Below are 15,568 nucleotides of genomic sequence, written 5' to 3'. Positions count from 1 at the left end.
ACAGAACGAGGAATTTGCAGTATGGAAGATATTAAAATAATTATTGATTCAAGCAGCAATATGGAAAGTGACCCTGAGCATAATTTACAAGTAGTGCCTCTAACGATTTCATTTAATGGCAAAGATTATATTGATAATCAAAATTTAAACATAAAAGAATTTTTATCAGATATGAATAAGAATCAAGTAGCTGGTAAGACGACTTGCCCAAGCATTCAAGCATGGCTTGATGCATTAAAAGGAACAGAAAAAGCTGTTTTAATTACGATGACAAGTGGTATGAGCGGAACTTTTTCTTCGGCCTTGCAAGCTAAGGAAATGTATCAAGAAAAGCATCCGACTAGCCAAATTATTGTAGTTGATTCTAGAAGTGCTGGTCCAGAATTGACTGTGGTAGTAAATGGTATTCGTCAAATGCTGCAGAATAATATTCGTTTTGTTGATCTTGAAGAAGAGATTGCTAAATTTAGAGTACATACGCATTTGCTTTTCATTTTACAATCTTTGCATAATCTATCACTAAATGGTCGAGTATCTCCAGCTGTTGCTAAGATTGCTGGTTTGTTAAAAATAAACTTAATTGGAACTGCTAGTAAAGAAGGCAAACTAGAACCTTTAGGCAAAGCTCGAGGAATGAAAAGAGCAATTCGTGAAGTTATCAAATATATGAAAGATGATAATTATCATGGTGGAGAGGTAATTATTGACCAATGTGAAAATGAAAAGGATGCAAATACAATTAAAGAAAAATTATTAGCGGAATTTCCAGATGCCAGAATTACGATTAGGTCCATGCATGGCTTATGTAGTTTTTATGCTGAAGAGGGTGGCATCATGATTGGCTTCCACGAATAATAAGACAAAGAAAAAATCATGCCAACTGATGTTGACATGATTTTTTGTTAATTTGTTAAATAGCTAAAAATAATTGCTCTGAAATACTAAAGCAAACAATTGCCAAACTAGTTGCACCGATAACATCGGAAGGGTAATGGGCCTTCAAGCTTAAACGAGAAATAATTACCATAATCCAAAGAGCAACAATGCCAATGGTAAAAGCTAATCCGAATTCTTTACCAAAGAGTTGAAGAAGAATTAACCCTATCGTAGTTGCTCCTAATACGTGTCCGCTAGGAAAACTATAACCATCTTCCATGTCTGAGTGCATAATTGGACGTTTACGTCTAATTAATCTTTTCAGAATAATTCCTGAAAGATCTGCAAACCCTAATGTACCTAATACCCAAAGAGCAGTTAAATTACGTTCCTCGTTTAAAAGCAAACCGGCTAAAAGTACATCCCAAACAACCATTAGCTTAGGATCGTTAATGAAGGCAATTACTTGCCAGCGATACCCATCACGTTTCTTAACGAGCTGATGGTGAAGCCAATGGTCAAATAGGTTAAAACGACGCGAGTTTTTAATACTAAAAATGAGTAATAATAAAATCGTTGTTGCCAGCGATAATACAAGATAACTATTCATTAATGCACAATACCCTCACTAATATATTTACCACTCTTATTTTAACCGGAAAAAAGAAAATAATATCGATCTTTATATAAAATTAACATTATTTTCTCTTTTCTTAGTTTTGATGATTAAAGTTCGGTTTAGTTAATAATTCATACGTAATTAATTTATCACTGTCTAGATCTTCTTTATTCATATCTACTACATTAATTTGCTTGTTAGTGTAAGTAGTATAGTAAAAGATACCTTTATCCAAGTTGGTTCCATCTGAATAAATTGTATATTCAAAAGCGTCAGGACCTACTTGATCGAGTCCCCTTTGTTGCTCTACAGAGTGCAAGATGTGGAAGTAATTATCCACGTTTTCTTCCTCAGTTTCGCAATGAGGAGCATTGAATTTGTTGAAAGCAACTCTAACAAAACGTGATTCTGAATCCATGCCGCCAGGGAGATTGCGTGAACCAAGCCCACGACTGTAGCCATCCATATTTACCTTGTCTGAGAAATTATTCTTAGGCATTGCAGGGGAAATGTCAGCGTAATTGTTGAGATTGAACAATTGTTTTGAAAATTGAGGATTATTAGTCAAGCAACCAACGGGATTATCATAAATATGCATCCCATCTTTGTCAGTTTCTACCACAATAGAAGTACCTGATTTATCAGCAATTAACCAGTGAAGTGGTGAAGCTTCCATCTTATCACTGAAGTTTAAATCTATAATGTTGAAGTTTTTAAGCAATTCTTTTACTTCACTAATATTGCTGCATTGTCCTAAAACCCAAGGAACAAATTCAAAAGAAGCAATATTGTCTTTGCCTTCTTTTTCCTTGTAATATGTAGCATTGCCAGGGTAATTCAAACCAGCCATGCCTAATCCCTTTTCGTTAGCTGCATCAAAGTATAGGGGATAATTTCCGGCATTAAGAGCAATACCTACCATGGCAAAATGCTTTTTCATATCTGGCATCTTGCGGAATTTAAAATTATAGTTGCGAGGTGTAACTATAACTTGTTGACCAAAACTAACTTCGAGGTCGAGGTTACGACCAAAGTAGTGATCTTTAGGGCTAAATATAATTGATGTACACATATTTTTCTCTTTTCTATATCCATATCTGTAAATGCACTAGAATAAATTGTAATAGTTCAACACAAAAAAGAAAATTATTTTGGACTATTTTTTTAAATAGGTTATAATGAGTACGTTACGGAGTGTTGGCAGAGTGGTAATGCACCGGACTCGAAATCCGGCGAACCAAGTTTTCCTTGGCGCGCAGGTTCAAATCCTGTACACTCCTCCAGATTGAATACTAAAGACTACCATGAGTTGAATGGTAGTTTTTTTATTTTCAGCTTGACAAAAAGGCCAAATTTTAATGAAATAAAAAGTTGGGTTAATGTAGGATAGATTGATTTAGATAGGGAGTTGTTGAATGAAAAAGAATAATGCCCCTCAACTTAGTCGTACTATGACCGCTGGCCAAATGGAGATGATTTCTCTAGGCGGTGCAATTGGTGTCGGCTTATTTATGGGATCAACCTCAACTATTAAATGGACAGGACCTTCTGTTTTATTAGCGTACATGTTTGTTGGTTTAATCCTTTACATAGTAATGCGCGCATTAGGAGAAATGCTGTATGTAAATCCAGGTACAGGATCATTCGCAGATTATGCCACAGAATATGTGCATCCCTTAGCTGGCTATTTAGCAGAATGGGCTAATGTTTTTGAATATATCGTGGTAGGGATGTCTGAAGTAGTGGCCGCAACGGAATACTTGAAATACTGGTGGCCTAATATTAGTGCTTTATGGTCAGGGATCATCATTATCGCGTTTTTATTGATTGCCAACTTAGCTAGTGCGAAGGCTTATGCATCGCTAGAATTCTGGTTTGCGATGATCAAGGTCGTTACCATCATCTTGATGATCATTTTAGGTTTTATTGTGATCTTCTTTGGTGTTGGTAATGGAGGCAAGCCAACAGGATTTAGCAATCTGTGGGCTCATGGTGGTTTCTTTACTGGTGGATTGAAAGGATTTTTCTTCTCGATGTCTATCATTGTGGGATCCTATGAAGGTATTGAACTTTTAGGGATCTCAGCAGGTGAGGTTTCGAATCCGCAAGAAGCAATAGTAAAAAGCGTTAAATCGGTTTTATTAAGAATCTTGATCTTTTATGTAGGTGCAATCTTTGTAATTGTTACTATTTATCCATGGGATAAGTTAAGTTCTTTAGGTTCGCCTTTTGTTACTACTTTTGCCAAAGTGGGAATTACGGCCGCAGCGTCAATTATTAACTTTGTTGTCTTGACGGCAGCTTTATCAGGGGCTAACTCAGGAATTTATTCATCCAGTAGAATGCTCTTTAAATTGTCACATGATAATGAAGCACCTGGAATTTTTAAGCATATTTCCAAGAGAATTGTTCCTGATCGTGCAATTATGGGAATTTCTAGTGGAATTTTCTTGGGATTTGTTTTAAACGTAATTGCTTCTCAGTTTAATCATTCTGCATCCGATCTCTTTGTGATTGTATTCAGTTCATCTGTTTTACCAGGAATGATCCCATGGTTTGTAATCTTGCTAGCTGAATTAAGATTTAGAAAGCATAATAAGAAAACGATGGAGAACCATCCGTTTAAATTGCCGCTTTATCCATTCTCTAATTACTTTGCTTTTCTGATGCTCTTGGTGATCGTAGTCTTTATGTTTATTAATCCAGATACAAGAATTTCAGTTATTGTCGGAGCTTTAGTTTTAATTGTAGCGACTGTTGTGTACTTGATCCGTCATAAGAGTGAATTTAAGAAAAATTAATATAAGTTAAAAAGATGATTCAGTTCATCTTTTTTGTTTTGCCAAAAATAATAAAAACACTAAGTCTAGTGACTTTCATTATCAAACCCACTAGATATATGGTATGGTAATAAAGATAAAATTCCTGAAAGGTGTGTAAAAATGGCAATTCTTGAACAACCGTATTTGGATCTTTTGAATAAAATTATGACGGAAGGCCATGACAAGAGTGATAGAACAGGGACAGGTACTAGAAGTTATTTTGGTGCTCAAATGCGTTTTGATCTCTCTAAAGGTTTTCCACTTTTAACAACTAAACGAGTTCCATTTGGTCTGATTAAAAGTGAGCTTTTATGGTTCTTACGTGGTGATACCAACATTCGTTTTTTACTTGAGCATCACAATCATATTTGGGACGAATGGGCTTTTAAAAATTGGGTAACTAGTGAAGAGTATGATGGTCCAGATATGACTGATTTTGGTTTACGCAGTCAGAGTGATCCTGAATTCAATAAAATTTATCAAACAGAAATGAAAAAGTTTGATCAGCGGATTTTAGATGATGAAGCTTTTGCAGTTAAATATGGCAATCTAGGGGATGTATATGGTGCACAATGGCGCCATTGGCAAAAACGTGATGGTGGTTTTATTGATCAAATTGCTAATGTGATCAAGCAAATAAAAGAAACGCCCGATTCCAGAAGAATGATTGTTACAGCTTGGAATCCTGAAGATGTGCCAACTAGTGCATTGCCACCATGCCATGTAATGTTTCAATTCTATGTAGTTGACGGTAAAATTAGCGTGCAATTATACCAAAGAAGTGGCGATATGTTTTTAGGTGTTCCCTTTAATATCGCTTCATATGCGCTCCTGTTAAATATGATTGCCCGGAAAACAGGTCTTAAAGTAGGTGAATTTGTTCATACTTTGGGGGATGCTCACATTTATCGCAATCACTTTAATCAGGTTAAAGAATTGCTTAGTCGCAAACCGTATGATTCACCACAACTTTGGTTGAATCCTGATAAGAAACATATCGAAGATTTTGAAATGCAGGATATTAAAGTTATAGATTATAAGCATCATGGCACAATTAAGGCGCCGGTTGCGGTTTAGGATGAAACAATATGATTGAATACGTTTGGGCAGAGGATAAGAAGCATCAGATTGGTGTCGATGGACATTTGCCTTGGCACTTACCAGCAGATTTGAAGCACTTTAAAGAAGAAACGATAAATCATCCAATAATTATGGGAAGAAAAACTTTTGCTAGTTTACCCAGACTATTACCGAAGAGAAAACATATTGTTTTGACTCATAATGAGGACTTAAAGAAAAAGTATCAAACAAATGATCAGGTAATCATTCTTGCTTCACTTGAAGAACTTAATCAATACTTGCAAAATCATCGTTCAGAAAAAATATGTGCTATCGGTGGTGTTTCGATCTTTAAGGCTTTGATAGATCAAGTTGATATTCTGGCAAAAACTGAAATTGATGGGGTCTTTTCAGCAGATACAGTGATGCCAGAAATTGACTATGATAAATTTAAATTAATTAAAAAAGAAGCTCATCCAGCAGATGAGAAAAATAAATTTCCATATACTTTCTTAACTTATGTTAGAAAACACTAAAATTAGTTCGCAAGTTTGCGAGCTTTTTTTGTTCTTATGTATAATAGAAAGAACACATAAAAAGTATTGGTCGGGTAATAAAAATGAACGAAGAAAAAACTAATTTGGAAACAGGCTTAACAAGTAGCCAAATTCAAGAAAGAATTAATGCTGGTGAAATCAATAAAGCTGTTGATGATCAATTTAAGACGAATAAGCAAATTATTAGAGAAAACCTCTTTACCTATTTCAACTTGATCTTCCTGGTCTTATCGATTTTGCTAGTTTTAGTTGGTGCTTATAAAGATCTAACCTTTTTACCTGTTATTATCCTGAACACTGTGATTGGGATCGTGCAGGAAATTCGGGCAAAAAAGATCTTGAGTAAACTAAACGTAATGAATGCCACCGATATTGTTGCTTTGCGCGAAGGCAAGGAAAAAGAGGTACCAATAGAACAATTGGTTAAAGGCGATATTGTCCTTTTGAAGACTGGCGATCAAATCCCTGCTGATGGCCGTGTAGTTAAAGGGAACATTCGGGTTAATGAATCACTATTGACCGGGGAATCTGACGAAATTTCTAAAGATGTTGATGATGAATTAATGTCCGGCTCTTTTGTTGTTTCTGGTTCAGCCTATATGGAATTAGAACGTGTGGGCAAAGAAAGCTACATTTCTAAATTGACTATTAAAGCCAAAGAAATGGGGAGTAGTGAACAATCAGAAATGGTCCGTTCAATTAACAAATTAATTAAATGGGTCGGTATTATCATTATTCCCTTGGGAATAGCCTTGTTCTCAATGAGCTTTTTTGTCAACCATATGTCTCTTTACCGCAGTATTGTTTCAATGGAAGCCGCAATTATCGGCATGATTCCAGAAGGACTTTATCTTTTAACAACTATCGCTTTGGCTTTAGCTGCTGTGCGTCTAGCGCGGAAACAAGTAATGTTGCATGATATGAAGAGTGTAGAAACTTTGGCACGGGTCAATGTACTTTGTGTTGATAAAACTGGTACGATTACTGAGTCAAAAATGAGTGTAGAAAAAGCTATTCCTTCAAGAGATTTTAAAGGGCAAAATTTAGATCCAATAATTGGTGACTTCGCTCAAGCAATGCCTGCTGATAATGCCACCATGAAAGCAGTTCATGCTCACTTCACTGAAAAGACAGGCAAAAAAGCTACGGGTATTTTGCCTTTTACTTCGGTTAATAAATACAGTGGCGTGATTTTCGATGATCATACTTTATTGATTGGTGCGCCAGAAATGGTATTGCGTGATCAGTTTGAAGACTATAAAGATGAATTTGAAAAATATGCGGCCACTGGTTATCGTGTTTTAATTGTGGCTTATTATCCAGCAATTTTGACTGAAGATGATTCTAAGTTAACTCAACCAGTTGAGGTTTACGGTTATATCCTTTTATCTAATCCAATTAGAAAAGAAGCTAAAGCAACTTTTGAATACTTTGCTAAGCAAGGAGTGGAGATTAAAGTCATTTCAGGTGATAATCCGGTTACAGTTTCTCGAGTTGCTCAACAAGCTGGTATTCAAAATTCTGATAAATATATTGATGCCCAGGAAATACCAGAAGATGGTTATGAGGAAGCTGTTCAAAAATACAGTGTCTTTGGCAGAGTAAAGCCTGAACAAAAGCGTAAATTTGTTAAAGCTCTCCAAAAGCAAGGGAATACTGTAGCGATGACCGGTGATGGGGTAAATGATATTTTAGCTATGAAAAAGGCTGATTGCTCAATTGCAATGGCTTCAGGCAATAGCGCAGCGGTTCAAGCTTCACAAGTTGTGTTGCTGGATTCTAATTTTGCTAGAATGCCTAAAGTTGTGAATGAGGGACGGCGAGTAGTTAATAATATTCAACGTTCAGCCAGTTTGTTCTTAGTAAAAAACATTTTCTCATTCTTAATGGCTATTTTCTCATTAGTGATGGTTATCAATTATCCATTGCAGCCTTCTCAGATTACTTTGATTTCAGCCTTCACAATCGGATTGCCTTCATTCCTGCTGGCTTTAGAAAGCAATCATAATCGAATTCGTGGTCAATTTATTCCTAATGTTTTGTCACGAGCAATCCCCGGTGGGGTGACAGACATGCTTGCTGTAAGTATTTTAGTGATTGCTGGTAGTTATATTTCTTTAGATCATAATGATGTGGGAACTACAGCTACGCTATTATTAGTTGCGGTAGGGATGATGGTGCTTTACCATATCTCAGCACCACTGAATAAATTCCGGTTAAGTGTCATGATGGGTTCATTCCTCGGCTTAATTTTGGCAATCATCTTCTTGCACGATCTGTTCTCAATGACAATGATTTCAAATAAGGCAATTTTTATTCTGTTTATTTTGTTCTGTGCAGCAACTACTATTTTCCGTTGGTTGTCCAGAATTTTGGATGGCGTAAGAGAAGTATTGGTAGTCTTTGATCAAAAAGGCAAAAATATGACTTTTGCGGACGTGCATGAAGCCTATCATCGTGGTCGCCAAAACATTCAAGAGTAAAAGTCTATAAAAAATAAGAGCTATCTGTTGTAGAAAAACAGATAGTTCTTTTTCTTCATTTATTTTTCCTTAGTAATTATTAGATTTAAGTTCATTATAAAATAAAACCGCTTTCTCAGAAGAAAAATTAAAAATGTGTTGACTAGATTAAAAAATGATGATAGCTTATTTATAACAAATCATAACTAAACATCTTGAAGAGCTGAGTAACTAGTCTTTTGTTTATAAAGAGAGCCAACATTGTGGTGAAAGTTGGCAAACAAAATCTAGCGAATATGGGCTTGGAACGATGACTGGTAGTGATAGTTAGCTATCAGCGGATTTGCACCCGTTAACAATGCAGACTATTTTTTAGATAGTCATTGAGGCTTATTACGTAAGTGATAAGTGAATTAAAGGTGGTAACACGAGCATTCGTCCTTTTGGATGAATGCTCTTTTTATTTTCATTTAAATTTTAGGAGTGAGCTTTATGAGAAAACGGAGACGGAGAAATACAATTATTTGGTCAATTATTGCAGTAGTAATTATTATTGCTGGATGGTTTAGTTTTGGACCTGGGCTTAACTTTAATAATCAGGCTCAAAATAAGACAGTCACGGTAGGTGTTGTTTCCCAAAGTAAACAAGACGCTGCAATTTGGAAGAGTGTAGCTAAAACAGCTAAAGAAGATTACGGTATTACAATTAAGATCAAGAACTTTACAGATTATAATCAACCAAATAAAGCGTTGAAATCTGGAGATGTTGACTTGAATGCTTTCCAGCACTACGCATTTTTAAAGGCTTGGAATAAATCAAACGGTGGTGGCGTAGTTCCAATTGGTAAAACTTACATTGCCCCAATTCGTTTGTACTCAAAGAAATATAAAAAGTTAGCAGATTTACCAGATGGTGCCACCATTGCTATTCCTAATGATGCTACTAATGAATCAAGAGCTTTGTTTGTTTTAAAGAATGCGGGCTTGATTGGATTAAGAAAAGGCAAAGCTTTAGTAACTGTTGCTGATATTACTAAGAATCCTCATAATCTCAAATTAAAAGAAGTAGGTGCTGAACAAACTGGTCGAGTAATCAACTCGGTAGATGCCTCAGTTGTTAATAACGACTATGCTGGTCCAGCAGGCTTGGGTGATAAACAAACTATTTACATTGAACCAGTTAATAAAGATTCAAAGCAATGGATCAACATTATTTGTGCCAAGAAGGGTCAAGAGAACAATAAGCTTTATAAAGATGTAGTTAAGGCTTACCAAACTGAAAAGACTAAGAAGTTAACGAAACATTTCTATGGCAATTCACAAATTGCTGCTTGGGATATCAAGATTAAGTAGGAGGCTGAAAGATGAGTATTATTCAATTAGATCATATTAATGTCGATTTTCCACAAAAGAAGGGCAAGCTTGTTCGAGCAGTTCATGATGTTAGCTTACATATTGAAAAAGGTGACATTTATGGAGTAGTTGGTTTTTCTGGAGCAGGTAAGTCAACTTTGGTAAGAACAATTAATCTATTGCAGCATCCTACTGCTGGTGATATCAAAGTTAACAATGTTGATTTTGTCCAAAATGGCAAACAAGTAATTTCCAACAAAAAGCTGCAATTGGAACGTAGAAAGATCGGTATGATTTTCCAAGGGTTTAATCTATTAAATGAAACGACGGTCCTTGAAAATGTAGCCTTTGCTTTGAAACATGCCAAACTTTCAGATGATGAACTGGAAAAGAGATCATTGGAACTGCTTGACTTGGTTGATTTGAAAGACAAAGCTAATTTTTATCCGGTAGAACTTTCTGGTGGTCAACAGCAAAGAGTGGCTATTGCTCGTGCCTTAGCCAATCATCCAGATATCTTGATTTCCGATGAAGCAACTAGTGCCCTTGATCCGCAAAATACGCAACAAATTCTGGATCTATTGAAACGATTGAACAAAAAGTTGGGTTTAACAGTTGTATTGATTACGCACGAGATGGATGCAGTTAAGAAGATCTGTAACAAAGTTGCTGTAATGGAACATGGTCAAGTTATTGAAAATGGTAGTTTGCGTCAAGTATTCTTGCATCCTAAGAAGAAATTAACTAAGCGTTTTGTTGGTGGTAGTCTTGAAGCTATTCAAACACTTGATGCTTTGAACTTAGGCAAATTAAGAGAAAACGAAGAAGTTTACCAATTAGTTTACAGTATTGCTAACGTGACGAAATCAATTATTATTGAACTTTATCGTCAAATTGGCGTTGAAGTATCAATGCTTTATGGTAACGTTGAACTTCTAAATGGTGAGGCCATTGGTACCTTAGTAGTGTTAGTTAAAGGGGATGCAGATAAGCAAGAGCAGGCTAGAGAGTTCTTGCAAAAACAAAACGTTACTTTGACTAGATTGGATGAAAAGGGGAATTTAGATGATTAGTTGGTTTGCAAAAATTTGTCCAAATGTTGTGCAGCTTGGCTGGGGTGGAGATGCCGGTTGGGGAACCAGTATTTTTCAAACATTGTTCATGACCTTCTGGGCTACTATTTTTGGTGGTATTCTTGGGATTATCTTTGGTGTGTTGTTAGTAGTTACCAAGTATGATGGTATTCATCCAAACAAGTTCTGGTACAATGTTTGCGATAAACTAGTTTCAATTTTTAGAGCTATTCCATTTGTAATCTTGCTGGCTTTTGTCGCTCCTGTTACACAAAAAATTGTTGGTACCCAGATTGGTATGAAGGCAGCGTTAGTGCCATTAACTTTGGGTGTTTTTCCATTCTATGCCCGTCAGGTGCAAGTTGCTCTTGAAAGTGTGGATACTGGAAAAATCGAAGCTGCTCAAAGTTTAGGTGCAACTGTTTCAGATATTATCTTTGATGTCTATCTGCGTGAATCTCGTTCAGAGTTGATTAGAGTTTCTACAGTTACGATTATTTCATTGATTGGTTTGACTGCAATGGCTGGTGCTATTGGTGCTGGTGGCTTGGGTAACACAGCAATTTCATATGGTTATAACCGTTTCAATAGTGATGTAACCTGGGTTGCTACAATTTTAGTAGTAATTTTGATCTTTATTGTACAAATTGTGGGTGACTTCTTTGCTAAGAAGATGAACCATCAAAATAGATAGAAGATTTAGTCTAAGACTGTGATCTTAGACTTTTTTCTTGGATTGAAAAAGAAAGCCTTTACAGGTATTATAAAAGTTGATTGAAAAACTATGAATACCTTATATTTATATAATAAGGAGGAAAAATATGAGCGAAGAATACCGTATTGAAAGCGACACTATTGGTCCTGTAAAAATCCCTAAAGATGCTTTATGGGGTCCACAAACAGAAAGAAGTCGCAACAATTTCCCGAGTGGTGAACTTATGCCACTACAAATTATTCGTGCCTTTTTGCATTTAAAGAAGGCTGCTGCTGAATCTAACGTTGAAGTTGGGGATGAACCTAAAGAAAAAGGTGAAGCTATTGAAGATGCTATCGATCACCTGTTAGCTTTAGATGATGAAGAATTGAGAAAAGATTTCCCACTTCACGTGCTTCAAACAGGTTCAGGTACTCAAAGCAACATGAACGTTAATGAAGTAGTTGCTAATTTAGCTAATAAATTGCATCCTGGTTTAGGCATCTTGCCCAACGATGATGTTAACCGTGGTCAATCTTCTAATGATACTTATCCAACAGCTATGAATATTGTTGCCGTTGAAGCCTTAGATAAGTTGGAACCAGCAATTCAACATTTAATTGATGAATTGGTAATCAAAGAAAAAAAGTACTGGAAGACTGTTAAGGTAGGGCGTACTCACTTGCAAGACGCAACTCCATTAACTTTTGGTCAAGAAGTTTCTGGCTACATTTCAGCTCTTAAGCATGATTTGGCATACATTCAAGAATTGAAGCCAACTTTATATGAATTAGCAATTGGTGGTACCGCAGTTGGTACTGGACTTAATGCTGCACCAGGTATGACTGAAAAGATTGCTGGTAAATTATCGGAAGTTTACGGTCACGAATTTAAAGTTAAGACTAATAAATTCTGGGGCTTAGCACACCATTCTGGTCTAGATGTTGTTCACGGCGCCTTAAAGACTTTAGCTGCTGACATGTTCAAGATTGCGCAAGATATCCGTTTGCTTGCTTCAGGTCCACGTGCTGGTTACCATGAATTAAATATTCCTGCCAATGAACCTGGTTCAAGTATCATGCCAGGTAAGGTTAACCCAACTCAAGCTGAAGCAGTAACCATGGCTGCTGCTAAAGTTTTTGGTAATGATACAACCATTACTTTTGCCTGCTCACAAGGTAACTTTGAAATGAATGTCTTCAAGACCGTATTAATTGCTTCCTTCCTTGATTCATGTGAAATCTTGACTGGTACCATTACTGGTTTTGCTGACAGAATGATTCATGGTTTGACCGTTAATGATGAACGCATGGACGAATTGCTTGAAAACTCATTAATGACTGTTACTGCTTTGTCACCACATATCGGTTATCATGCAGCTGCTAAGATTGCCCAAACTGCTGATAAAGAAGGTACAACTTTAAAGGAAGCTGCACTTAAGAGCGGTAAAGTTACTGAAGAACAATATGACGAATGGATGGACTACATGAAGATGACTAATGTTGATAAGTCCACTCCAGAAGAATAGTAGAGGATAGTTATGCCGAATAATAAAGAATTAAAGAATAAGTATGATGCAGTAATTATCGGTTCAGGTGGTACTGGTTTAACTGCAGCATTACAAGCGCGTGAACTTGGATTAAACGTTGTTGTTTTAGAAAAGAATGACAAGACAGGTGGTAACACCAGCCGTGCTTCTAGTGGGATGAATGCCTCAGAATCATTGGTTCAATTGGATGAAGGAATCATTGACAGTAACCACGACTTTTATGAAGAAACTTTAAAAGGTGGCGGTTTGTTAAATGACCGCGCTATGCTTAAGTACTTCGTTGATCATTCAGCCATTGCCATTAGCTGGTTGATGAAGTATGGCGTACGATTGACTGATTTGACTATTACGGGAGGGATGAGTAAGAAGAGAGCTCACCGTCCTGGATCAATGGAACCAGTTGGCTTCTATTTAACTTCCCGTTTGACTACTCAAGTGAAAAAAGCTGGCGTTGATATCTTTACAGGTGCTAAAGTCACTAAGCTTTTGCAAGACAAGAACAAAAAGGTCAATGGCGTAGAAGTTGAAACGAGTGAAGGAACGAAAACCATTAAGGCTAAGGCCGTTTTGTTAGCAACCGGTGGCTTCGGTGCTTCAAAGGATATTATTAAGAAATATCGTCCTGATTTGGTTGACTACAAGACAACCAATCAACCTGGCGCAACGGGTGATGGTTTGAAGTTAGCTAAGGCATTAGATGCACAATTGATGCAAACGAACTTTATTCAAGTTCACCCAACTGCCGATACTGATAACCCACACGTTTACTTAATCGGTGAAGGCTTACGTGGTGAAGGCGCAATTTTGGTTAATAAGGCCGGCAATCGTTTTGTCAACGAATTGAATACACGGAAGATTATTTCTGGTGCGATTACTAATTTGCATGAAGATGGGGCTTACTTAATCTTTGATTCTGGTGTTCGGGCTCACTTTGCTGCAGTTGAATTCTATGATCACATTGGTTTAGTAAAACATGGTGATAGTTTAACTGATTTAGCCAAAGAAATTGGTGTTGATGGCAAGAACCTAACTGCAACAGCTGAACGCTGGAATAAAGCCGTTGAAAGCCATAAGGATAAAGACTTTGGCAGAACTACTGGTATGGATCGTGAATTGGATCGGGGACCATTCTTTGCAATTCATGTTCACCCTGCAGTTCACTACACAATGGGTGGAATTCACATTAATACTGAAACTCAAGTCCTTGATACAAACGGTAATGTAATTAAGGGCCTCTATGCTGCCGGTGAAGTATCTGGTGGACTTCACGGCAATAACCGTATTGGTGGTAACTCTATTGCTGAAACAGTTGTATTTGGCCGTCAGGCTGGTATTCAAATGGCTAAATATGCAAGAAAATAAATAATCTTTTTCTAAAGAAAGTAAGGAAAACTTACTCTTTTTTCTATGATACTAGTTAAGAAGGTTATTTTGCAGTGATCAAATAATAGATGGTGTCTTAATGTAAGCGCTTAGTGTATAATGGTCATGTAGATTAAAAAGATAATTACTTTTGAAAGGACATATTAAATTTATGAGTAGAAAAGTATTTCTTGTTGGTGATGGTGCGGTAGGTTCTACTTTTGCAAATGACTTATTGCAAAATGCAACTGTTGATGAATTAGCAATTTTTGATGTTGCTAAGGATCGTCCTGTTGGGGATGCAATGGACCTTGAAGATATTACTCCATTTATGGGTCAAACCGATATTCACCCAGCTGATTATAGCGATGCTAAGGATGCAGATGTTTGTGTAATTACTGCTGGTGTTCCTCGTAAACCAGGTGAAACTAGACTTGACTTGGTTGCTAAGAACGTTAAGATCTTGAAGAGTATTGTTGAACCAGTTGTAAATTCAGGCTTCAAGGGTGTCTTCGTAGTTTCCGCAAACCCAGTTGATATTTTGACTACTTTAACTCAAAAATTGTCAGGCTTCCCTAAGAACCGTGTAATTGGTACTGGTACTTCACTTGACTCAATGCGTTTACGTGTTGAACTTGCTAAGAAGCTTAATGTTCCAGTTGCCAAGGTTAACTCAATGGTTCTTGGTGAACACGGTGATACTAGTTTCGAAAACTTTGATGAATCAACTGTTGATGGTAAAGCTCTTCGTGATTACTCAGAAATCAACGATGATGTTTTAAGTCAAATTGAAACTGACGTCCGCAAGAAGGGCGGCAAGATTATTGCCAACAAGGGTGCTACATTCTACGGTGTTGCTATGATGCTTACTCAAATTGTGAGTGCAATTTTGGATAACCGTTCAATTTGCTTACCATTATCTGCACCTATTAATGGTGAATATGGTATCAAGCATGATCTTTACTTGGGTACTCCAGCTGTTATTAATGGTCAAGGTATTGAACAAGTTATTGAAACTAAGATTTCAGATGCTGAAAAGGCAAAGATGATTAACTCAGCTGATAAGATGCAAGAAGTTTTAGATGGTATTGAACTTTAATTTAGATAATTAAATCTGTAAAGACGTTCGGATTATCCGAATG

At 36.6% G+C, this 15,568-nt stretch carries 13 protein-coding genes and 1 tRNA gene; 12 read left to right on the top strand and 2 right to left on the bottom strand.

Going from position 1 to position 15,568, the window contains the following annotated elements:
• Positions 1 to 21 precede the first annotated feature (21 nt).
• The gene (locus tag FC57_RS00810; protein WP_007125468.1) at positions 22 to 855 is read left to right on the top strand and encodes a DegV family protein; all 834 of its coding nucleotides are present in this window, start codon (positions 22 to 24) and stop codon (positions 853 to 855) included.
• A 55-nt stretch (positions 856 to 910) separates the two neighbouring features.
• Here the strand turns inward: FC57_RS00810 and FC57_RS00805 are convergent, their stop codons facing one another.
• Both FC57_RS00805 and bsh read right to left on the bottom strand, forming a co-directional pair.
• Positions 911 to 1,486, bottom strand: coding sequence for a phosphatase PAP2 family protein (locus FC57_RS00805; protein WP_007125469.1), 576 nt, complete (start codon positions 1,484 to 1,486; stop codon positions 911 to 913).
• A 103-nt stretch (positions 1,487 to 1,589) separates the two neighbouring features.
• The gene (gene bsh / locus FC57_RS00800; RefSeq protein WP_007125470.1) at positions 1,590 to 2,567 is read right to left on the bottom strand and encodes a choloylglycine hydrolase; all 978 of its coding nucleotides are present in this window, start codon (positions 2,565 to 2,567) and stop codon (positions 1,590 to 1,592) included.
• A 119-nt stretch (positions 2,568 to 2,686) separates the two neighbouring features.
• Between bsh and FC57_RS00795 the strand changes: the two genes are divergently transcribed.
• From FC57_RS00795 to FC57_RS00745, 11 genes are all read left to right on the top strand, one after another.
• Positions 2,687 to 2,778 (top strand) — tRNA-Ser (locus FC57_RS00795).
• A gap of 132 nt (positions 2,779 to 2,910) precedes the next feature.
• Positions 2,911 to 4,296 (top strand): amino acid permease, encoded by a 1,386-nt coding sequence (locus FC57_RS00790; protein ID WP_007125471.1) that lies wholly within the window; start codon positions 2,911 to 2,913, stop codon positions 4,294 to 4,296.
• A gap of 141 nt (positions 4,297 to 4,437) precedes the next feature.
• Positions 4,438 to 5,394, top strand: a complete 957-nt coding sequence (locus tag FC57_RS00785) for a thymidylate synthase (protein ID WP_007125472.1) — start codon at positions 4,438 to 4,440, stop codon at positions 5,392 to 5,394.
• A gap of 11 nt (positions 5,395 to 5,405) precedes the next feature.
• The gene (locus FC57_RS00780; protein WP_007125473.1) at positions 5,406 to 5,912 is read left to right on the top strand and encodes a dihydrofolate reductase; all 507 of its coding nucleotides are present in this window, start codon (positions 5,406 to 5,408) and stop codon (positions 5,910 to 5,912) included.
• An 83-nt stretch (positions 5,913 to 5,995) separates the two neighbouring features.
• Positions 5,996 to 8,416: an HAD-IC family P-type ATPase gene (locus FC57_RS00775; protein ID WP_007125474.1), complete on the top strand. Its 2,421-nt coding sequence runs from the start codon at positions 5,996 to 5,998 to the stop codon at positions 8,414 to 8,416.
• A gap of 471 nt (positions 8,417 to 8,887) precedes the next feature.
• Positions 8,888 to 9,748, top strand: a complete 861-nt coding sequence (locus FC57_RS00770) for a MetQ/NlpA family ABC transporter substrate-binding protein (RefSeq protein WP_007125475.1) — start codon at positions 8,888 to 8,890, stop codon at positions 9,746 to 9,748.
• Between the two features lie 11 nt (positions 9,749 to 9,759).
• A complete protein-coding gene (locus FC57_RS00765) occupies positions 9,760 to 10,821 on the top strand; it encodes a methionine ABC transporter ATP-binding protein (protein WP_007125476.1) in 1,062 nt (353 codons plus the stop codon).
• A complete protein-coding gene (locus FC57_RS00760) occupies positions 10,814 to 11,515 on the top strand; it encodes a methionine ABC transporter permease (RefSeq protein WP_007125477.1) in 702 nt (233 codons plus the stop codon). Before FC57_RS00765 ends, FC57_RS00760 begins: the two co-directional genes overlap by 8 nt.
• Positions 11,516 to 11,642: 127 nt before the next feature.
• Positions 11,643 to 13,043, top strand: coding sequence for a class II fumarate hydratase (locus FC57_RS00755; protein ID WP_007125478.1), 1,401 nt, complete (start codon positions 11,643 to 11,645; stop codon positions 13,041 to 13,043).
• Positions 13,044 to 13,055: 12 nt separating this feature from the next.
• Positions 13,056 to 14,426 carry a flavocytochrome c gene (locus FC57_RS00750; RefSeq protein WP_007125479.1) on the top strand — a complete coding sequence of 457 codons (1,371 nt, stop codon included), beginning with the start codon at positions 13,056 to 13,058 and terminating at the stop codon, positions 14,424 to 14,426.
• Between the two features lie 172 nt (positions 14,427 to 14,598).
• Complete coding sequence (locus FC57_RS00745; RefSeq protein ID WP_007125480.1) at positions 14,599 to 15,525, top strand: L-lactate dehydrogenase; 927 nt, start codon at positions 14,599 to 14,601, stop codon at positions 15,523 to 15,525.
• The last annotated feature ends 43 nt before the right edge of the window (positions 15,526 to 15,568 follow it).

The sequence above is a fragment of the Lactobacillus ultunensis DSM 16047 genome, from assembly GCF_001436305.1.
GTDB classification, from domain to species: Bacteria; Bacillota; Bacilli; order Lactobacillales; family Lactobacillaceae; genus Lactobacillus; species Lactobacillus ultunensis.
This window is presented reverse-complemented; position numbering and strand designations above follow the sequence as displayed.